Consider the following 19,185-nt stretch of genomic DNA (forward strand, 5'->3'; position numbering starts at 1 on the left):
GACGGCTCACGGAACAGCTAACGGAACAACTCAAGGGGGCACGGTGGACGCGGAGTTGACGGCGCTGGTGACGGCGGGGGCGACCACGCTCGTACAGCAGATGGCGACCGACGCGTGGTCGCGCACGCGGGACCGGGTGGCTGCCTTCCTGGCCCGCCGCAGCAGCGCGGACCCCTCGGCGGTCGCGGCCGAACTGGACGCGGCCCGCGCCGAACTGGCGACGGCCCGGCAGGACGGCGACGAGGAGACCGCCGCCGATGTGCAGGGGGAGTGGCGGCTGCGGATGCGGCGCGCCCTGGTGGCCGACCCGGACGCCGCAGCGGAACTGCGCGCGCTGCTCGGCGAGTTGACGCCACCGGTGACGGCCCCGCAGATCGGCAGCGTCAGCAACAGCTTCAGCGGGGTCGCCCACAACAGCACCGTGATCCAGGCCGGGAGCATCGGCAGTACGGACTCCGGCGGCCGGCGCTGAGGGGCACCGTGCGCAACCGGTACCGGCGGGGTGGCGCCCCGCCGGTGCCGGCCGTCAGCGCAGTTCGAGGACCCGGACCCCGTACGGCTCCAGCGTGACCTCCGGCGACTCCGTCCCCGTCCCGAGGTCGAAGAGCCTGCCCCCGCCCGGCCGTACGGTCAGCGTGTCCTGCGACTGGCTGACCAGCCAGACGAAGCGCCGGCCGTCCTCATGGACCAGCACATCGGCGCTGACGTACGGGGTGTCCACCGTCACCGGGCGGGCCACCCCCGCGACCTCCGCCAGGGCCTCGTACAGCCGGTGCGTCTGCTCGGGGTTGATGCGTGCGGTGCGGGCGGCCATGTGCTCCAGCGGGTAGGTGGCCAGCACGGTCCTGCCCGCTCCCGTCTCGTTCACCAGCAGCGCGGGCCGACCGTGCGCGTCGGTCGCGACCACGCGTGCGTCCACCGGTACGACGGGCAGGTAGGCGGTGCTGTCCTCGTTCCCCGCGACCGGGAAACGCAGCGTCTCACCGGCCTTCAGCGGGCCGAAGTCCTCGGTGAAGGTCAGGTCGAGGACCGTGTCCTCGACCGGCTCGGCGACCCCGTACGACAGCTGGTGCTCCACCCCGAAGAGCCCGTCCAGGTCGTGGAACCAGGGCCCCCGGGTCGCCGGGTGCTCGCCCGAGCAGAACGACAGATAGACGGTCGCTCCCTCGCGGGCCCGCCGCTCCAGGTCCCGCCGGGTCCGGGTCGTCAGCTGACGGGTCGAGGGCAGCAGATACAACTGGACGTCATCGGCGAGCCCGTCCGCCTCCCGTACGAACCCGACCGGCAGATCGGCGCCGTGCGCCGAGACGTACCCCTGGTGCAGCGAGGAGAAGATCAACGGACGGTCCGCGGGCCGGCTGTAGGGGTAGCCGCGCTCCAGAAACGCGGGGACGACCAGTGCGGCACCGGCGTCCGAGCGCCGGCAACGGGCGAAGTCCACCTGGCCGAGCACCGTGGCGAAGGCCGCGAGTTCCCGCAGCGGCTCCTTCGGGCGCCCCTCGCCGTCCGTGATGCCGAAGTGCATCTCGAAGGGGTGGTGGTCGTACGGCGACTGGTCCCACAGATCGTCGTAGTCGGTGTTGTTCCAGGCCATCCAGCCCGTCGCCCCGCCCAGCAGCGAATTGTGCAGCGTCTGGCGGTAGTACACGCCCGCGTTGCGCGCCGACACGGTGTCCGTGGAGAGGCCGAACTCCTCCAGGACCACCGGCTGCCCGGTCACGGCGGCCAGTTCGCACTCGAAGGCCGCCCGGTAGTGCTGGCGGACCGTGTCGGTGTCCGAGCGGTAGACGTGCGGCCCGACGAAATCGACGTACTCGGCGGTCTCGCGCAGCGAGAAGCCGTTGTCGCGCCCGGTCACCTCCTGCCCCCAGGCGCCGTCGCCGAGCGAGACCGGCTGGGTGCCGCCCGCCGCCCGCACCGCGTTGCACATCGACTGCGCCCATGCCGTCACCACGTCCGACGACGGCGGGTCGACCTGGTAGATCCGCCCGTACCCCGGCATCTCATTGGTGATCAGCCACCCGGTGACGGCGGCGTGATCCTTGAAGCGCCGGGTCATCTCGCTCGCGAACCAGGCCTGCCGGCCGACCATCCACACGTCCTCGTACAGATCGCGTCCCGCACGCCAGACCGGGTCCCAGTTCTCACCGGACATGTGGCCGACGATGAAGGTCGGGACCGTGCCCATCCCGTACTCGCTGTGCGCGTCCAGGAAGTCCCGGAAGCGGTCGCACAGTTCCTCGTCGATCCGGTGCGGTTCCGGGTGGAAGTCCGGCCAGTAGAAGAACGAGCGGGTCATGTTGAGCCCGTGCTCGCGCAGCACGGCGAGCTCCTCGCGCACCACACCGGGGTCGTAGTCGCGCCACATCAGGGGGCCGCCGGTGCGGGACCAGAAGTTGGCGCCGAGCCAGGGCAGAACGGCCGGGTCGTGGGTGAGCTGGGCGCTGTGGCGCTGCATGTTTCGTGCTCCAGAGAATCAGACGGGACCGGTCGACTCGCGGACGACGAGCCGGGGTTGTCCGGTGAGGGGTTCAGGGGGTACGTCCTCGCCGCACTGCGCGAGCAGCGCCCGGGCGGCAGCCGCGCCGGCCCGCTGGACGTACTGGTCGACGGTGGTCAGCCGGGGGTGGATCCAGCTGCCGACCGGCAGGTTGTCGTAGCCGACCACGGAGAGCTGGGCGGGCACGGAGAGGCCCGCGCGCTGCGCGGTGCCGATGCCGCACACCGCCATCGAGTCGTTGGCGAAGGCGATGGCGGTGGGCCGCGGGTCCAGGGCGAGCAGCCGCTCGGTGGCCGCGGTGGCCGCCGCCTCGGTGAAGTCGGTGTGGAGGACCGAGACGGGGGACAGGCCCGCCGCGGCCAGGGTCTCCTCGAAGACCCGCTGCCGGAATCGGGTGTGCAGCAGCCCGGTCGGCCCGGTGACATAGGCGATGCGCCGGTGCCCCAGGTCCAGCAGGTGGCGGACCGCCTCGCTGACCCCGCTGCCGTGCGCCGTGCCCAGCAGGACCGCGGGCAGCCCGAGCCGTTCGAGCAGCGGCGGCCGCGGATCGTCGGCCCGGTGCTCGGTCAGCACCGCCCCGTCGACCCGGCCCTCGGCGGCGAGTCGCTCGTACAGCGCGGTCTCCTCGCGCACATCGCCGGCCAGATGCAGCAGCAGCCCGTATCCGCGCGGCGACAGCTCGCTCTCCAGACCGGTGATCAGCTCGGAGAAGTGCAGGTCGGTGCCGAGGACGTCGGTGGGGCGGCGGACGACCATCGCGACCGTGTGCGTACGGGCCCGGCGCAGGGCGCTCGCGGACGCGCTCGGTGACCAGCCGAGCCGCCCGGCCGTCTCCAGGACGCGGCGCCGGGTGGACTCGGAGATCCGGCCGGTGTTGTTGAAGACCTTGGACACGGCCGCCGTGGAGACCCCGGCCTCCGCGGCGACGTCCTTGATCGTGGGCCGGGGACCGGCCGCCGTACCCGGACTCACATCTTCACCGCGCCACTGACCAGGGCCTGCTGCATCCGCTTCTGCAGCAGCGTGTACATGATCCAGACCGGTACGAGGGTGAGGATCGTCCCGGCCGTGAGGATGCCGTAGTCGGTACCGATCTGCGATTTGAGGGTGGGCAGGGCGACCTGGATGGTCCGCAGGTCCGGGTCCGGGCCGATGATGATCAGGGAGTACAGGTACTCGTTCCAGAAGGTCAGGAAGTTCAGCAGCAGCACCGTCGCGATGCCGGGCATGCACATCGGGGTGTAGATGTGCCGCAGCACGCCGAAGGTCGAGGCGCCGTCGATCCGCGCGGCCTCTTCCATCTCGGGCGGGATGGTGCGCATGAACTGGATGAGGATCACCACCGACAGCGGCATCGCGGTGGCGGGCAGGAACAGCACCATGAACAGCCGGGTGTGGAAGAGCCCGGTGGCCGCGGAGAGCAGGAAGGTCGGGAACAGGGCGGCGAAGGTGGGGATGAGGAACCCGAGCGAGAAGATCCTCTCGATGGCGGCGCCGACCCGGCCCCGCGCCCGGGCCAGCGAGAACGCCGCGGGTATGGCGAGGCCCAGGGTCAGGGCCAGCGAGAACACCGTCACGATCCCGGAGTTGAGGATCGCCATCCCCAGATCGGCGCTCTCGAAGGCGGTACGGAAGTTCCCGAACCCGAGCGAGGTCGGCGGGGCGAGCGGGTGGGCGAAGATGGCCTCGTTGGACTTGAACGCCGACGCCAGGAAGTAGTAGAGCGGGACGGCGAGCAGCACGGCGTAGGCCCACACCAGGATGTGCGCGGGGAGCCAGGACTTTCTGAACTTCATGGTGGCCATGGGGTCGGGCTCCGATCAGTAGCTCTGGCGGAAGGCGCGGCGGATGGCGAGCAGTCCGGCGAGCCCCGCCAGGAAGAGGACCACACCGACGGCCTGGCTGTAGCCGAGGTCGCTCTCCATGAAGGCCTTCTCGTAGACGAGGAAGGACAGCGTGGTCGAGGAGTTGGCGGGACCGCCCTGGGTCAGCAGCAGCACCTGCTGCGCCGAGCCGAAGAGCGTCCAGAGGAACTGGAGCATCGTGACGACGCCCACGTACTCCTTGATGACCGGGAAGTGGATGCGCCACATGGCGCGCCAGTGCCCGGCGCCGTCCAGCTGCGCGGCCTCGCCGATCTCCTCGGGCACGCTGTCGAGCCGCGCGGCGAACAGGACCGCGGTGAAGCCGATTCCGGCCCAGACGTCCAGGGCGATCAGGCAGTAGAGCGCGGTGTCGGGGTTGGCGAGCCAGGCGTCGGTCACCGATCCGAGGCCGACGGACTTGAGGGCGCCGTTGACCAGACCGTCCGGGGAGAGGGCGGCGTAGAAGACCATGGCCTTGGCCGGGGTGGAGATGAGCCCGGGGACGAACAGCAGATAGCGGATCACCCGGTGGCCGGGCGGTTTCTGGGCGACGTAGTACCCGACCATGTAGGCGCAGACGATCATCACCGGAAGCGCGATGACCATTTGCAGGCCGGTGTTGCGCACCGCCTGCCAGAAAACCGGATCGTCGAACAGGGCACGGAAGTTGTCGACGCCTGCGAAGGACGTCGGCTGGAGCATGCCGGGCCAGTGCAGGGCGGCGATCACGAAGATCGCGACCATCGGTCCGACCATGAAGACCAGGTACCAGACGAGGGCGGGCAGCGCGAGGACCATGGTGCGCGGACCGTGCTGCTTCCGCCGGGTGCCGGCGGGCGGGACTGCCTGCCGGGAGGCGGGCCTGACGGACGAGGTCATCGTCATGGGGTTGCCTCCTCAGGCGTTGCGGTACGCGCCCTGGAGCGCGGAGAGAATACGGCGGGAGCTGACGCCCGGTGTGAAGGCGGTGCTGGTGGCCTGGATCATCGGCTGGACGGCCGACGGCGGTACGTAGAGGTCGGGCAGCACGACCTGGCTGACACCGGAGCCGAGTTGCTGGGCCTTGGCGACGAGCGGGAACTGGTCGCTCAGGGTGTCCGTCCGCACCGCCATGTCCCGGCCGCCCTCCTTGATGAACCGGCTGACGACCTCCGGCCGGTACATGAAGCGGACGAACTTCTCGACGGTCTCGATCTTCTTGGTGCCGTTGGGACTGACCCAGAACCCGGAGACGGTGAAGGTCCGCAGGATGGTCGGCCTGTCGTGCACGGCGCCGGGCGGCAGCGGCCAGCCGCCGACGTCCGTATGGCTGGCAACGTTGTCAGGAACGCGGGCGAGTGCGGAGGACATCGCGGACTGCATGGCGGCGGCCTCGGTGTTGAACTGCGTGGTCATCGAGTCGGTGGTGAGCCCCTGGGCCTTGTCGGTGAAGACCCCGGCGTCCCTCAGCTCGACGAAGTACTCGATGCCTTCCCGCGCCCCCTTGATCCCGCTGAAGTCACCGGTGGCGTAGAGCTTCTTCGCCTGGTCGGCGGTGAGGAACGACTGGATGATCTGGGCGAGGAGCTTCTGCCCGGTCCAGTCGTTGCCGCCGATGGTGACGGGGGCGGTGCCCTTGGCGCGCAGCTTCCTCGCCGCGGCGATCAGCGCGTCCCCGGTGAGCGGGATGTCCTCGACACCGGCCTTGCGCATCAGACCGCGGTTGAAGGCGACCGGCCAGTTGCTCGCGATGTACGGAAGGGCACGGAGCCGGCCCTTCTCGTCGGTCCATTCGGTGAGCGCGGCGGGCAGGATGCGCTTGCGCAGGTCCCAGTCGTCCAGATAGCCGTTCACGGTCACCGTGGCGCCGAGTTCGGTCCAGGAGACGGTCTTGTCATAGAGGTTGACCATGACGACGTCGGCCTCTTTGTGCGCCAGCCGCGAGGTCTCGTAGACCTGCCCCAGCTCGTCCCCGTTGATCAGGCTCTTGACCTTGAGCCCCGGGTTCTCCTTGCGGAACATGTCGAGAACGGCCCGGAAGGTCGCGGAGCCGGGCGCGGTGCCGCCCAGCGAACTGTGGATGACCAGGGTGTCGGGATCGGACTCGTCCCCTCCGAGCATCCCGCACCCGGACAGCCCGGGCACGGCGACACCGGCGGCGACGGCCGCACCCGCGGAGATGAATCCACGGCGATTCAGCATGGAACGCACGGCGTGCGGCCTCCTACGGGGGAGCAGGGGAGTGAGGAACCTGGGAGGTGGTTAATCGATATACCTGCGAGGTGGGAGCACCGTATGAGGCCATGGGGGCGCGGTCAACCCCCCGTTGCACATGGTGAACGGGGGCGGTGGGGACCGGGGAAACCGGGCCCTCGTCCGGCCGGTGTCAGGGGCTGGTGAGGATGACCAGTTGCCGGGTCGCGCGGGTCATCGCGACATAGCGGTCGACCGCTCCTTTGATGCCCTCGCCGAACGCCTCCGGGTCGACGAGGACGACCAGATCGAACTCGAGCCCCTTCGCGAGCTCCGGGGTCAGCGACCGGACGCGGGACGTCGCCCGGAACCCGGGATCGCCGATCACGCAGGCGATCCCGTCGGTATGCGCGGCGAGCCAGGCGTCGACGATCGCGTGCACGTCCGCAGCAGATCCGTGGGCGACGGGGATCCCGGTGCTGCGGACGGAGACCGGCACATTGGCGTCCGGGAGCGCGGCCCTGATGACCGGCTCGGCTTCCGCCATGATTTCTTCCGGTGTCCGGTAGTTGACGCTCAGGGAGGCCAGGTTGATCCGGTCGAGCCCGGCCCGCTCAAGCCGTTCCCGCCACGACTCCGTGAACCCGTGCCGTGCCTGGGCGCGGTCTCCGACGACGGTGAAGCTCCGGGACGGACACCGGAGCAGCAGCATCTGCCACTCCGCGTCGGTCAGCTCCTGCGCTTCGTCCACGACGACGTGTGCGAACGGCCCGGCGAGCAGATCCGGTTCGCCGCCGGGCTGTGCGGCCCCATCGACCAGGCTGTCCTTGATGTCCTGTCCGTGCAGCATCGTCAGCACACCTTCACCGTCGTCGTCCGACTGGAGCAGGGTGTCGACGACCTTGGCCATCTGTTCGCGTTCGGCGGCGACCGAGGCGTGGTGCCGGCGCTTGCGCCGCGACGCCTCCGGGTCACCGAGTCGCTGCCGTGCCGCGTCCAGGAGCGGCAGGTCGGACACCGTCCAGGCGCGGGCGTCCTCGCGCTGTAGCCGCTGCACGTCATCGGGGCCGAGCCAGGGGGCACACATCCGCAGGTAGGCGGGCACCGACCACAGGTCTCCGACCAGGTCAGCCGCTTCGAGCAGCGGCCACGCGCGGCTGAACGCGGCCAGCAGCTCCCGGTCGTGCAGCAGCGACGTGCGGAGCAGGCCTGCCGGGGCGTCTTCGTCGTGCTTGTCCACCAGAATCGTGAGCAGTTCCTCCCAGACCTGGTCGCGCGCCTCGTTGTGCGGAGTACCGGGCTCTGCCGCTTCGAACGCCGCGGCCCAGTCACCGGCGCTCAGCCAGATGTCGGACCAGTGGGTCGTGACCGTCATGCCCCGGGCGGGCGGCTCCTCGTAGAACCTGACGGCCGTCTCGACCGCCTTCACCAGGTCCGCCGACGACTTCAGAAGGGCCACGCCCTGGTCGGCCTCGGTAGCGGCTGAGGCTCCCTCGGTGACGAGGTCCCGCAGGGTGCAGGTCTGTACGCCCTCCTCGCCGAGGCTGGGGAGGACGTCGGCGACGTACCCCAGGTACGGCTGGTGCGGACCGACGAACAGCACGCCGCCCCGGTGGTGGCCCAGGTGCGGATCGGAGTAGAGAAGGTACGCGGAGCGGTGCAGAGCGACGACGGTCTTTCCGGTGCCCGGGCCGCCGTCGACGACGAGAGCGCCGCGGGATCCCGCGCGGATGATGGCGTCCTGGTCGGCCTGGATGGTGCCGAGCACGTCGCGCATCCGCGGTGACCGGTTGCTGCCCAGGCTCGCGATGAAGGCGGACTGGTCGTCGAGCGCGGCGTGCCCGGCGAACCTGTCCGGGGTGAACACCTCGTCCCAGTAGTCGCTGATCCGGCCACCCGTCCAGCGATACCGGCGGCGGCTCGCCAGACCCATCGGGTTGGCATGGGTGGCTCCGAAGAACGGCTCAGCCGCGGGAGAACGCCAGTCGATCAGCAGCCTGCGGCCCGCGCTGTCCTTGAGGCCGAGGCGCCCGACGTACACGGGCTCGTGGCTGTCCTCGCCGACCATGTGCCCGAGGCACAGGTCCAGGCCGAAGCGGCGCAGTGTGCGCAGGCGGGCGGTCAGCCGGTGGATCTCCATGTCCCGGTCCATCGCCTGCCGTCCGACGCCGCCGGGTGCCCTGCGCTCGGCATCGAGGCGGGCGGACAGCTCGGCGATCGACCGGTCCAGGCACTCCGCGATAGCCGCGAAGTGCTGCTCATCGCCCCCGACCAGCGACGGGTCGGCCTTGAGGGAGAGGCGGTCGGGAAGGTCGAACGCTCTGGTGGTCAGCGGGTTCATGTGAGGGGCTCCGATCTGAGGTCGCTTGCAGCCGCTGCGCGCAGCAGGGCTTCCGGACCGGTGTGACGAACGTGGTGGCCACCGCGGCGGCACTGCTCCGCCGGACGCGGATTCCGCCGAACGCGGATACTGGGTCCTTCGGTCTGGGGTTGTTCGTTCTGGGGTGTTCGTTCCGGGGTTCACGCGGACATGGGCGGCATTTCTCGGCTGCCCATGCCGAGCAGCAGTTCAGCGACCACGGTCGCCCCGTCGGTGCGGACCGTGCTCATCCAGGTCCCACAGCATCCGGTTGTCGGTCACGTCCTGCAGGAACGGCCGGCCCGGATACGCCAGTGCGGGTGCTGCGGCGACGGCAGGGTGAGCTGCTGGAAGTGAGGGGCACGGAGCGGATGCCCAGCTTCTCGGCCACCGACCGCGCACCGGCCGCGGCCGGCGTCACACCGGTCGCCGCCAGCACATCGCATGCCTCGGCCACCGGGGTGACCGCGCCGAACCGGGAGACGATCAACTGGGGCGCGCGCCGGGGCAGAGATGAGGGCCGCGGGGTCCGGGCCGTCAGCGCCCGCGCCCACCGGCCGACCGGCACCAGCGGCACGCCGACACCGGCCAACCGCTCGGCGCACTAGTCGTCCGGCGGCGCACACACCCGTACCTCCGAGCCGAGGGCGCGCAACCGCACCGCGAGCCCCACCAGCGGTTCGACGTCCCCGCGCGACCCATACGTCGTCAACAGCACGCGCACTTCGCGACTCGCATTCCCGTAGATCCTGGTTCGGCCGACGATTCTGCGGTACGGAGGGGGCCTTGCCGCAAGCCCCCCAGTGCGCTATAAGTTAAAAGTGGCAAGGAGTGGGAACTCTCCTTGCTTTTTATTTTGTCTTCTGCCGCCCGGTCCGGACGGCAGACCTTTTCGCGAACTCCTGGCGAAGTGGCATCAGCGCTTTCTGGTCGCCCTTACTTGTCGGTGCAAGTCCGTACGCCAACCCGGAGCCTCTTTCCCCCCGGCCGGCGCTATCAGCACGGTTGCGGTCGAGCAGAGCCTCGCCCACCGCCTCACAACGACTTCGACCAGTTGGTCAGAGTGGTGAAGTCCCTCTCCCGCAAGCCGTGTCGGGGCCGGATCCGTAGAAGCAGCGACGGCGCGTCATGGTGAGTCGTGACATGAGCCGTGTCCAGGTCCGTGATCATGTCGTCCACCCAGGCGAAGGGGCGGCCCGCCGCCCACTCCAGAAGCGGGCGCGTCTTCCAGAAGAGGCCGTCGGGGTCCTTGGCGAAGAGCTCGGGCCATTCGATGACCGGTAGCGCGTGCGGCAGGCCGATGACCGGGCCGATCATCTCGTTCGCCTCGTGCATCCAGGTGGTCGCCCACACGAGTTCGAAGGGGAGAGCCGTGAGGCGGGCGCCGTGCTCCGGATGCAGGCGGACGCATAGGCCGCGGCGGTGGGCCCGGGAACCCGGGGTCTGGCGCGCGAGCCAGTTCGCCGGGTGGAGGCGGTGGGCCGTGTAGCCGCGCAGGCGAGCGAGCCGGGCGCTGTACGGGTTGAGGGGGCCATCCACGTCGATGAGGAGCAGCGGGCGATCCGTCATGCCACGTTACTTCCCCTCGCGAGGGGCCCCAATGTCTGTGGCTCTGCATACAGTTGATACGTGGTCGAAGAGACGCGGAACAGCGTGAGCGGGCAGGCCGACGTGAGGACGGTCGTTCAGGCCGGAAGTATGGGGGAGGTCCACTTTCATGAGAGTGCGGATACGGGTCCTGAGATCGCCGCGTTCCAGCTTCCGCCCGGCGCCGGCCACTTCGTCAACCGGGACGACGAACAGGCCTCTGTGATCAGGGCGGTTCACGAGCGCAGAGAGGCAGGCGCAGAGGCCCGCAGGGTCACTGCGGAGCGGCCGCTCGTCGTAGCGGTCCGCGGGCTGCGCGGTGTCGGCAAGACGGCGCTCGGAGTGCGGCTCGCGCGGGGGCTGGCGGAGGAATTCCCTGATGCCCTGAGGTTCGTCGACCTCGACGACCACCGCAGGGACGGAGGCGTCGACACGGCGGAGGTGCTGGGGGAACTGCTCCGCTCGCTCGGGGTGCGGCCGGACTGGGTGGAGCCGGCGTACGCGGGGCGCCGCAGTCAGTACTGGGCCCGCACCCAGGGCAGACGCCTGGTCCTGGTGGTGGACAACGTCCGGTTCGGGCTGGAACTCGATCAGCTGATGCCCGCATCGGCGGACTCCGTCGTGATCGCCATCAGCCAGGGCCGGCTGGACGACCTGAAGGGCGGCGCCGACCTGGAGATCCCCCTCGGGCCGCTCGGCGACGAGCACGCCGTACAGCTGCTGCGCGGAATCGCCGACGACCCGCGCTTCTCCACCGAGCCGGCGGCTGCCGAGGCCCTGGCCCGGGCGTGCGGGGGCCTGCCCGCCGCGCTGGAGGTCGCGGGTGAGTGGCTGCGCAAGCACCGTAGGAGGAGACTCCTGCGGCTGGTCGCCCAGCTGACCGACGAGCTGGCGGAGAGGGGCCTTCCCATGGTCGAAGCCGTCTGGGACGCGGCGTACGGGGATCTCGGGCCGGACGCCGCCCGGCTGTACCGGCTGCTCACGGTGCACCCCGGCCCGTATCTCGCGCCGGAGGCCGTCACCGCGCTGTTCGGCGAGGGTGCGGATGCCGCTGAGGACGCCCTGGAGGAGCTGGAGCGCGCCAGTCTGCTGCTGCCGGGGCGCGGCGGCCGCCCGGCGATGCACGATCTGCTCCGGGCCCACGCGGTGCGCTGCGCCCGGCGGGACGGCGGAGAGGCCGGGGCCGCCGAGGCACGTGTGCGGGTCGTCCGCTGGTATCTGCGCCAGGCCCAGCGGGCGGACGAACTGGCCGCAGGACCGCGCATGAAGTTCGCCGACGCGGTGCCCGCCATCGAGGGGGCACCGGATGTGGAGTTCGGATCGGGCAAGCAGCACGCTCTGCGGTGGCTGGAGAGCGAACGGCTCGCCCTGTACGGATGCGTCCGCGCCGCCTACACGTACGGGATGGACACGGAGGCCTGGGCTCTCTGCGAACCCTTGTGGACGCATTTCCTCGATCACGCGCACTACGGCGAGGTGACCGAGGCATTCCGCACGGGCCGGGACGCCGCTCAGCGAGCCGGGAACATCGCCGCCCTGGTGCGGATGCGCTGCCAACTGGCCCGCCCGCTGTGGGAACAGGAGCGGTACGAGGAGGCGGAGACCGAGGTGGGGCTCGCGGTGAGCGGCGCCCGGGTGCTCGGTGGCGAGTTGACCGACAACGAGCTGAAACTGTGGCCGTCCGCACTGGAGTTCCGTGGCAAGGTCCGTTCCGTGCGAGGGGACTGGGCGGGCGCCGTGCCGGACTTCGAGGAGTCCCGGCAGATCCACACCCGGATCAAGAACCCGTACGGAGTGCTGCTCCAGACCCACCTGCTGGGCCAGGCCGCCGCGGCCCTGGGCGAACTGGACAGGGCGGCAACGCTGTTGGCGCAGGCCCACGGGATGGCCCGGGAGCAACGGCGCGAACGAATGACCGCCCGGACCGGCTTCGAGCTGGGCCGGGTGCTGCAGGGGCTCGCGCGCCGGGAGGAGGCCGCCGAACTGTACGCAGCCGCCCTGGCCGGGGCTCGTGGGCGTGGCTCAGGGCGGGACGAAGTGCGGATCCTGGAGGCGCTCGCCTCACTGGCGGCGGACTGCGGCGATGAGGGGACGGCGTCGGAGCACCGGGCGTCGGCCCGGGCGATCCGCGAGCGGGAGGGTGGCCTTCCGGACACCGGCACCGACAGCCCGTCCTGATCCGGCCGGATTCATCTTGCCCTGCCCTGCCTTGCCCAGGCGCGGCGGGGCAAGGCACGCCCACCCGATCCTGCTGGGCGGCGGCTACAGCTCGTAGGCCGCCTCGTCCTCACCGGCGGGAGCCAGGTGTGTGCGGTACGTCCGGCCCGCCACCTGGCAGCGCAGGGTGACCGGAGCGCCGGGGTGCGGGTTGTCGCTCAGCCAGGCGTGCACACCGGAGAGAACGGCGGCCGGATCTGTCCGTACGACGGTCCCTTCGGCGGGGGACCCCTCGATGCGGACGGTGAGCAGCGGCATCTGCGCCCTGCGGAGCAGCCAGCGGGAGGCGGAGAGTTCGACCGCGGCCGTTCGGCGCCCCGGGTGGTCGGCGAGCGTGCGCGCGGTCCAGCCTGCTGCCGTCCAGGTGACCGAGTGCGGCGCGATCCGCTCCGGCCGGGTGGTGCGGCGGCGGAACAACAGCGCCGCGCTCCGGGACTGGGGGACGGTGGCGCGTTCCGGCTCGACCGCGAGGTGGTGGGCCGGGAGTTCGGTGTGGGCGGGGCGGCGCTCGACGCTGATGTCCGCTCCGTGGACCTCCGTCCGCACGGCGAAGGCCGCCGGGGTGCTCGGGGCGGGAGTGGGCGGCGGAAGGGGGCGGGCGTTGATCGCGGCCGTCGGGGGAGCGAGGCCCAGCAGTGCGTAGAGCTCGGTGCGCAGCCGGTCCAGGGCCCTGCCCCGTTCGGCGAAGGCCGGCGCGGCCAGGACGCGGACCGCTTGCGGGGAGTGGGCTGCCAGCACCGGTTCCAGGTCGGCTGCCGTGTCCAGGACCGTTGCCCGGGAGAGGAGTTCGGCCATCGGCGTGCCGGGGATCAGTTCGCTGCCGCCGTCGCACCCCGCCGCCATCGGGATGCCCAGCGCCGCCGCGTACAGTGCCGTCGAACCGTGGTCGGTGATGACGCCGTCGGCCGCCACGAGGACCGAGGCCCACTCTTCGTACGGTCGCGCCAGGAGCATTCCTGATGCGAGCGCGGGGGCGAGGGCCTGCCGCAGGTCGTACGCGCCCGTCCTGCTGTGCTCGTTGGGATGCAGGATCAGCGCCAACTGGTAGGTGTCGCAGTCGAGGTGGGCGGCCAGCTCGGCGGGCAGTTCCGGCCGGCGCTCCAGCAGGGACTCCGGCCCCCAGGTCGAGGTCAGGGCGATGAGCCTGCGGTCTCCGGTCCCCAGGGCGGCGCGATAGGCGTCACGGCGCGGCAGTGATGCGAGCATGCGGTCCAGCACGGGGTCTCCGACCACGGTCGCGCGGGCTGCCGCCGCCGGGCAGCGGGCCGCGAGCCGTGCGATCTGGCCGGGGTGGGCGAGCCCGTGCAGATCGGCCAGCGGCCGGCCGTCGCGCAGCAGCCATACGGGGTCGAGCCCGGAGGCCGCATCGGCGGAGCCTTCTCCGGTGAGCGACTTGTTGAAGCCCGCTCCGTGCGGGAGCAGGGCGAGCGGCCCGGTGAGCAGATGCAGATCGCCCTTGGGGCTGGCGGCGACCACCAGGTCGTACGGCTGCCGCAGGGCTTCCGCCCAGGGGACGGTGCGCGCACCCGCGGTCTCTATCGCTGCGAGTGCGTCGACCCCGAAATCGGAGCCGGGGACCAGAGTGAACCTGCGGTGGCCGATTCGCCCGTCGCCGGCGAAGACCGGCGCCACGTCGAGGAGCCGGTGCAGAGCGGTGGCCGAACGCGCAGCGAAGAGGACCGACTTCTGAACTGCCCGCTGCCCGCTGCCCGCTGCCCGCTGCCCGCTGCCCGCTATTGGATCGTTCATCCTAGTCCATGGCCCACTGCCGGTTATGGCGTCTTTGCCATTCTCTTGCGTATGTGACGGCTCGGGCAGTGGCATGCCGAGATTCTACCGGGAGTGCTGCTTCTGTTCCTCGCGCCTTGAACCATGGCAGTAATAATCCCTGGATCCGGGGGAGTTGGCGCTGCTACGTTCCATCCGTGGCGAAACTCAATCAGATCATCGCAGTCGAAAAGGGAATCAAGTCCAGGTCCCACCAGGACCTCACCGCGTCCCAGCAGGGACTGCAGAAGCCGGTCCTGCTGTCGGGGATTTCCCGCACCTACCAGCCGAAGGACGAAGAGGGCGAGCAGTTGCCGCCCGAGTCCACGCGGGTCCAGGTGCAGGCCGAGGATGTGCTGCGGGACACCGCATCCACCCTGACCAGGCTCTTTGATGTCACTGCCACCAAGGACTGGGCGAACTGCTCCGCCCGCGCCGATGTGTTGGTCGACGGGCGTACGCTGCTCACCGCCGTGCCGGTCTCGTATCTGCTTTTCCTGGAGAAACAGCTCACCGACCTCCATACCTTCGCACGGAAGCTGCCGATTCTGGACGCATCCGAATTCTGGGTGCAGGATCCCTCGACGGACGCGTGGAAGACCGAGCCGGTGCGCACGGTCCGTACGAGGAAGGTGCCCCGAAATCACGTCAAGGCCGAGGCGACCGAAAACCATCCGGCGCAGGTCGAGGTGTATTACGAGGATGTGCCGGTCGGCTACTGGACCACGGTGAAGTTCTCCGGTGCGCTGCCTGCCCGCCGGGTCAATGAGCTGGTGGGCAGGATCGAGAAGCTGCAGCAGGCGGTGAAGTTCGCACGAGAGGACGCCAACAGCGCCGACGTCACCGACGAGCACGTGGGCGATGCGGTATTCGGCTATCTCTTCGGGGGCGGGCAGGGGTAGCGTCAGAGACTCCCCGGCCGCTTCAGTGCGGCCCGGGGTGCGCGAGGAGCGCAAGCTGAAACTGAAGTTCGTCGTGATGAAGCGGCATGAGCCGCGTTCCATCTCAGACTCTCGCTCCAGACTCAGCATTCGCCGCTCATCTCCGGTCCGACCGGGCACGGGCTTGGTCGTCGGTTGCCGGTTCGACCCCGGCCCGCCCCTCTTCCGTGGGGCGGTAGCTCAATGGCAGAGCGCGACGACGTAACAGCTGACCTGTGTCCTCAAGCGCGCCGGAGTGTGCAGTGGGGCGGCATCATCAGGGCCCGGGGGTTGGACATACCTTCGGGCCCGCTCCATGCCTCCGTGCACACTTGGCAGTTCACGGCTCCTGCTCCTCGGTACTCTTCGGCCCCTTACTCTGCGACTACTCTTCGACAGCAAGCACCGTTCCGTACGCGCCGAAGCCGGCGATCACCAGACCGTCCCGGAACGTCAGCACCTCATAGACCCGCCCTCCGATCTGGTTCCGGTAGTCGATCACGAGCGAGTCCACCCCCGCCCGTACGTCCATGACCTCGAAGTGCAGATCGGGGATACGGGCGAGCCCCGTCCGCCAGTACGCCCGCAGCTCGGCCTTGCCGTGAACGGTCCCCGACGCGTCACCGTTGAAGCGCGCGATCATCGGTGAACTGAAGGTCACATCCTCGTGGTAGTGCGCGAGAACGCGCTCCAGGTCGTGCGAGTTCCAGTGCTCCTGCCACTCCGCGGCGAACTTCTGCGCGAATTCCAGATCCATGCGGCCGATCGTAGAGGCCGGTCCGGTGATGATGGACGCGTGCGACTCGAAGCGATCTCCTGGAAACGGCTGACCGACGCTCTGGTCCGGAGCGCCGACGAACTGAAGGCCGCGGACGGCGGTCCCTGGCCCAAGATCGCGGTGGACGGTGCGCCCGCCGCCCCCACCGGAGAGCTGGCTGCCGCTGTCGCCGAGGGGCTGCGGCTCCGCGGCCGGTCCGTCCACGTCGTCAGTACGCAGGGCTTCCTGCGTCCGGCCTCACTGCGGTACGAGTACGGGAAGCGTGATCCGGACGCGTACTACAGCGGTTGGTTCGACACCGGGGCGCTCTGGCGAGAGGTCTTCGGGCCGCTGGAGGCGGGTGGCGGTGGACGTGTACTGACCGACCTCTGGGACCCGTCGACCGACCGGGCCACCCGCAGCCCGTATCAGCAACTGGCGGATGGAGCTGTGCTCATCGTGCACGGGCCGTTGCTCTTCGGACACTGGTTTCCCTTCGATCTGAGCGTCCATCTGCGGCTTTCGCCGGGCGCACTCCAGCGCCGTACCGATACGGACGACCAGTGGATGCTGTCCGCCTTCCAGCGGTACGAGGAGGAGGTCGCCCCGGCGGAGACCGCGGATGTTGTCGTACGGGCGGACCATCCGGACCATCTCGCCTGGAGCGGACCACCGGTCTGAGAACAGGCGGGCGCTCTGCTACACGAGGCGCTTTATCTCGCCCCGGACCCGGTAGAAACCACCCGACGAGGAGTGCAGGGCGTCCACCACATAACGTGCGCCCGCCTGGCGTATCCCCCGGGGGAACTGCACGTGCCACGTCGGCTCATAGCCGTCGGACACCACCTGTACCCGCAGCCGGCCCCCGACCTGGACGCACTCCACGACGATCCCGGCGCCCGGCGCGGCAAGCGCGCTCACCGTGGCCACGTCCGCCGTCGGCGTGTAGGTGGGCAGGGCCGCGGCCTGCTTGACATCCACGGCGACCGGCAGGCTTCCGCCCTGCGCCGCGGTGATCGCCGCCTCACTGGCGTCGATGCAGGCCAGTGAGCCGTCGGTGGTGACGATGTAGAGCTTCTCGTCGTGGTACTGCATGGACAGCGCCGAACCGCCGCCCGTTCCCAGCTTCCACAACCGGGTGCCGTCCGAGGCGAAGCAGTAGACGGAGGAGGCCAGGTCACCCGCGAAGACGTACTCTCCGCCGGCGGATGTCGCACAGGAGTACACGGCCGCGTCGCACTGGTACCGCGCTTCGCTGCGGCCGGTCGCCTTGGAGAGCCGCTCCACGACCTGACGTCCGGTGCCCGCGTACACCGACGTCTCCTCCTGCCAGCCGAAGAGCACCCCGCCGAAAGTGTCCGTGTGCCACAACTCGCCGCTGCCGTCCGCCGCGTACGCCGTCACGCCGTGCGTGTGCCCGTGGTAGACCGCATGGTCGTCGGCACGCACCATCCAGGCGTTGGTGCCCTTGGAGCGGCGTGACCACTGGAACTCGTCCTCGTGGTCGATGACCGTGAGGCCGCCGTTGTGGTCCGACACGTTCAGCACGCCCTCGTGGATGTCCAGCCAGAAGATGTCCACGTCCTCGGCGATCTCGTAGGCGGCGAAGGGCACCTTGGACGACAGGTCGTACACCTTGCCGTCGTCGCAGCCCGCGTAGATCCAGAAGTCGTCGGCAACCAGGCACTTGACCCCGTCGGGCAGGGAGAACCTGGCCAGCACCTCGCCGTCGTGGCCCAGCGTGTACACGTCGCCGCGCTGATTGCCCACCCAGCAGTGGTCCTCGTCGATATGGATTCCGAACGCCGAAGTGCCGGTACGGAAGCGCCAGAGGACGGGCGCGGTGGCCCGTGCCGTCGAGGGTGCGGAGGTGACCTGACGGCGGGTCACCGCCCGGGCCGCCCGCTGCCCCCGCACCGCGGGCGCGTATCCCTTCCGGATCTTCTCTCCGACCTTCTTCGCCGCGGCCGCCTGCGCCTTGGCAGTGGTCGGGAAGGCCGAGACCTGGCGCTGGCCGTCCGCGCCGATCCGGCCGTACCGCACGGACACCGCTGTCCCGCTGACGGTCACTTCGTAGAACTTGTGCGCTCCGGCGCCCTCCTGGGACAGTTCCAGATACGTCGTCTCTCCCGACCCGCCAGCGGCCACAGCACACCCCTCCCCAAGGACCGGCCCGTCCGGCCGGTCTCCACTGACTCCAAGCTAGAGGGCACCACTGACAATCGGCTCGGCTCGCCAGGTCAGGCCCTGCGGCCCGGCGGGCTGCTCCTGCTGTCCACCCGCCGCTTCGGCCAACTGCGCCGGGAACAGCCGCAGTCCACCCCGCCGCAGGTCAGGGACGGGACGGCAGAAGACCGCACCATCACCTTCCAGCTGTGGGACTGGCACCCGGACGGCGAACGCTACGACCTGGAGCACTTCCAGCTGCTGCCCGGGGACGGTACGTGGGTGACACGTACCAGGCATGCCACCCACTGGGCTCTGACGCAGGCCGAGGCGGCCGGTTTCGCTGCGACCGCGGGGTTCACGGAGACCAGCCGGCATGAGCCTGTGGACACCGGATTCTTCCAGCCCGTCCTGGTCGCTAAGGTTGCCCGCCATGACGACAAATGATCAGACACCCGCCTCCTTCGCCGTGCACATACCGGATGCAGACCTGGAGCCCGAACCGCTCGACCCCGGGCAGATCGTGTCCGGGGACCCGGTGGTCACCGGAAAGGTCCTGTGGGAGTCCGCGGACGGCACGCAGCTGCGCGGTATCTGGCAGATCACGCCCGGAGTGGTGACCGACACGGAGGCCGACGAACTGTTCGTGGTCGTCAGCGGGCGGGCGACCGTCGTGGTGGAGGGTGGCGAGACGCTGCGGATCGGCCCCGGCGACGGGTGTGTGCTGCGGGAGGGCGACCGTACGACCTGGACCGTCCACGAGACGCTGCGCAAGGCCTACCACATCAGTCTCTGAGGCATCTGACGCCCCTGCGACTGCTGACCTGAGGTCCCGTCCCGGAGGCCGGGCCACGGGCCCGTCGGCCGCTGTGGCC

General features: G+C 70.1%; 18 protein-coding genes. 7 read left to right on the forward strand and 11 right to left on the reverse strand.

From position 1 onward, the window contains the following. The first annotated feature begins 43 nt into the window (after nucleotides 1-43). Nucleotides 44-472, forward strand: coding sequence for a hypothetical protein (locus OG285_RS27955; RefSeq protein ID WP_371792560.1), 429 nt, complete (start codon nucleotides 44-46; stop codon nucleotides 470-472). Between the two features lie 54 nt (nucleotides 473-526). Here OG285_RS27955 and OG285_RS27960 read toward each other — a convergent pair whose 3' ends face one another. The 6 genes from OG285_RS27960 to helR form a co-directional block, all read right to left on the reverse strand. Beyond that, the gene (locus OG285_RS27960) at nucleotides 527-2,458 is read right to left on the reverse strand and encodes a cellulase family glycosylhydrolase (RefSeq protein WP_371792561.1); all 1,932 of its coding nucleotides are present in this window, start codon (nucleotides 2,456-2,458) and stop codon (nucleotides 527-529) included. An 18-nt stretch (nucleotides 2,459-2,476) separates the two neighbouring features. Beyond that, nucleotides 2,477-3,472 (reverse strand): LacI family DNA-binding transcriptional regulator, encoded by a 996-nt coding sequence (locus OG285_RS27965; RefSeq protein ID WP_371792562.1) that lies wholly within the window; start codon nucleotides 3,470-3,472, stop codon nucleotides 2,477-2,479. Beyond that, the gene (locus OG285_RS27970) at nucleotides 3,469-4,296 is read right to left on the reverse strand and encodes a carbohydrate ABC transporter permease (protein WP_356824747.1); all 828 of its coding nucleotides are present in this window, start codon (nucleotides 4,294-4,296) and stop codon (nucleotides 3,469-3,471) included. The genes OG285_RS27965 and OG285_RS27970 overlap by 4 nt, the downstream gene beginning before the upstream one ends. Before the next feature lie 24 nt (nucleotides 4,297-4,320). Beyond that, complete coding sequence (locus OG285_RS27975) at nucleotides 4,321-5,250, reverse strand: carbohydrate ABC transporter permease (RefSeq protein ID WP_371792563.1); 930 nt, start codon at nucleotides 5,248-5,250, stop codon at nucleotides 4,321-4,323. Between the two features lie 12 nt (nucleotides 5,251-5,262). Further along, nucleotides 5,263-6,555, reverse strand: coding sequence for an ABC transporter substrate-binding protein (locus OG285_RS27980; protein ID WP_356824743.1), 1,293 nt, complete (start codon nucleotides 6,553-6,555; stop codon nucleotides 5,263-5,265). Nucleotides 6,556-6,730: 175 nt separating this feature from the next. Beyond that, nucleotides 6,731-8,878 (reverse strand): RNA polymerase recycling motor ATPase HelR, encoded by a 2,148-nt coding sequence (gene helR / locus OG285_RS27985; protein ID WP_371792564.1) that lies wholly within the window; start codon nucleotides 8,876-8,878, stop codon nucleotides 6,731-6,733. Nucleotides 8,879-9,267: 389 nt separating this feature from the next. Between helR and OG285_RS27990 the strand changes: the two genes are divergently transcribed. Continuing rightward, entirely contained in the window at nucleotides 9,268-9,504 is a 237-nt protein-coding gene (locus OG285_RS27990; RefSeq protein WP_371792565.1) for a hypothetical protein, read from the forward strand. Here OG285_RS27990 and OG285_RS27995 read toward each other — a convergent pair. Continuing rightward, on the reverse strand, nucleotides 9,501-9,620 hold the full coding sequence (locus OG285_RS27995) for a glycosyltransferase (protein ID WP_371792566.1): 120 nt from the start codon (nucleotides 9,618-9,620) through the stop codon (nucleotides 9,501-9,503). The genes OG285_RS27990 and OG285_RS27995 overlap by 4 nt on opposite strands. A gap of 311 nt (nucleotides 9,621-9,931) precedes the next feature. Further along, nucleotides 9,932-10,465 (reverse strand): hypothetical protein, encoded by a 534-nt coding sequence (locus OG285_RS28000; protein WP_356824731.1) that lies wholly within the window; start codon nucleotides 10,463-10,465, stop codon nucleotides 9,932-9,934. 60 nt (nucleotides 10,466-10,525) lie between these two features. Here OG285_RS28000 and OG285_RS28005 point away from each other — a divergent pair, with 60 nt between their 5' ends. After that, complete coding sequence (locus tag OG285_RS28005) at nucleotides 10,526-12,661, forward strand: hypothetical protein (protein WP_371792567.1); 2,136 nt, start codon at nucleotides 10,526-10,528, stop codon at nucleotides 12,659-12,661. Nucleotides 12,662-12,745: 84 nt separating this feature from the next. On the opposite strand, the gene OG285_RS28010 is transcribed toward OG285_RS28005, so the two are convergent. Next, nucleotides 12,746-14,449 (reverse strand): translation initiation factor 2, encoded by a 1,704-nt coding sequence (locus OG285_RS28010; protein WP_371792568.1) that lies wholly within the window; start codon nucleotides 14,447-14,449, stop codon nucleotides 12,746-12,748. Nucleotides 14,450-14,625: 176 nt separating this feature from the next. Between OG285_RS28010 and OG285_RS28015 the strand changes: the two genes are divergently transcribed. Further along, a complete protein-coding gene (locus OG285_RS28015) occupies nucleotides 14,626-15,369 on the forward strand; it encodes a hypothetical protein (RefSeq protein ID WP_371792569.1) in 744 nt (247 codons plus the stop codon). A 403-nt stretch (nucleotides 15,370-15,772) separates the two neighbouring features. Here the strand turns inward: OG285_RS28015 and OG285_RS28020 are convergent, their stop codons facing one another. After that, complete coding sequence (locus OG285_RS28020; RefSeq protein ID WP_371792570.1) at nucleotides 15,773-16,144, reverse strand: nuclear transport factor 2 family protein; 372 nt, start codon at nucleotides 16,142-16,144, stop codon at nucleotides 15,773-15,775. A 39-nt stretch (nucleotides 16,145-16,183) separates the two neighbouring features. Between OG285_RS28020 and OG285_RS28025 the strand changes: the two genes are divergently transcribed. Beyond that, complete coding sequence (locus OG285_RS28025; protein ID WP_356833406.1) at nucleotides 16,184-16,825, forward strand: uridine kinase; 642 nt, start codon at nucleotides 16,184-16,186, stop codon at nucleotides 16,823-16,825. Nucleotides 16,826-16,843: 18 nt separating this feature from the next. Here OG285_RS28025 and OG285_RS28030 read toward each other — a convergent pair whose 3' ends face one another. Then, nucleotides 16,844-18,292 (reverse strand): WGR domain-containing protein, encoded by a 1,449-nt coding sequence (locus OG285_RS28030; protein WP_371792571.1) that lies wholly within the window; start codon nucleotides 18,290-18,292, stop codon nucleotides 16,844-16,846. On the opposite strand from OG285_RS28030, the gene OG285_RS28035 reads away from it, so the two are divergent. Beyond that, nucleotides 18,227-18,757, forward strand: coding sequence for a hypothetical protein (locus tag OG285_RS28035; RefSeq protein WP_371792572.1), 531 nt, complete (start codon nucleotides 18,227-18,229; stop codon nucleotides 18,755-18,757). The two genes, OG285_RS28030 and OG285_RS28035, sit on opposite strands and share 66 nt — an antisense overlap. Beyond that, complete coding sequence (locus OG285_RS28040; protein WP_371792573.1) at nucleotides 18,744-19,106, forward strand: cupin domain-containing protein; 363 nt, start codon at nucleotides 18,744-18,746, stop codon at nucleotides 19,104-19,106. The genes OG285_RS28035 and OG285_RS28040 overlap by 14 nt, the downstream gene beginning before the upstream one ends. The last annotated feature ends 79 nt before the right edge of the window (nucleotides 19,107-19,185 follow it).

The sequence above is a fragment of the Streptomyces sp. NBC_01471 genome, assembly GCF_041438865.1.
GTDB lineage: Bacteria > Actinomycetota > Actinomycetes > Streptomycetales > Streptomycetaceae > Streptomyces.